General features: G+C 38.6%; 2 protein-coding genes. Both read right to left on the reverse strand.

Annotated features, from left to right (window positions below; all coding sequences use genetic code 11):
• Positions 1–18: 18 nt before the first annotated feature.
• Complete coding sequence (locus ACP45E_RS01080) at positions 19–531, reverse strand: hypothetical protein (RefSeq protein WP_017037314.1); 513 nt, start codon at positions 529–531, stop codon at positions 19–21.
• A 49-nt stretch (positions 532–580) separates the two neighbouring features.
• Positions 581–784: a hypothetical protein gene (locus ACP45E_RS01085; RefSeq protein WP_017037315.1), complete on the reverse strand. Its 204-nt coding sequence runs from the start codon at positions 782–784 to the stop codon at positions 581–583.
• Between the last annotated feature and the right edge of the window lie 68 nt (positions 785–852).

Raw genomic sequence — 852 nt, forward strand, 5'->3', positions numbered from 1 at the left:
TCTGTCTTAAACGCTTTGTTATGCATCACGTTCTCGACCTTCAACAGCTTCTTTTTTAGATTTCTGCCATTCGCTCTTTAACAATTTTTGAGCACACTTTTCTAGATTTGCTATTTCACTCTTGAGCTTTACTGCGTTTAATCGCTCTTTCTCACAGGTCGCATAAATTGAATTAACGGATTTTAGAACAGCATGATCAAGCGTATGTTCTGAGCTATAAGACCAAGCTTTAGGGTTAAGGCGCATAATAATTAAAGCTTTCAAGCTACTCAATTCCGAGAGTTTGCCCGTATTCTCGATAAATTTAAATGAGCACTCTATGTATTTACCAATACCCTCACGCAGCTCGCTACGCCAAATGGCTCGTTCATTAGTCACCGAAGAGGTAAAAATAGTTTTGTCTGTATCTTTTGTAGTCTCTGAAAATTTTCTTACTGCTGATTTATAACCGTACACAGCGCCAACAGCACCTACTGCAAGTTGAGCGACGATTTTAAGACCTTCCAAATACCAATTTACTTCTGAGCTCAAACTTATACCTCTACCTAATGGTGCTGCAGAACGCCTCGTTAAGCATTAACTACCAAGAAGAACACACTTTGAATACAGTCCAAGTTTGACTAATTGTATTGAATTCTACCCAGCCAGCTTTGATGTGGCGAAGTCGAACACCTTGACTATACCCTTGGCGTAAAATTGCTCCCTCAGGTGTTGCTGAAGTATATTTCTTTGAATTATGAATGAAATCGGTAACGACCTCATCTGATATAGATATCTTATCCATGCTATTTTCCTATTTGTATTATTAAATTTGCATCACTACTGATGCATAACGCCGCGTTAAGTAGTGAG

It is taken from the genome of Vibrio genomosp. F10 str. 9ZD137 (genome assembly GCF_049974785.1).
Lineage (GTDB): Bacteria > Pseudomonadota > Gammaproteobacteria > Enterobacterales > Vibrionaceae > Vibrio.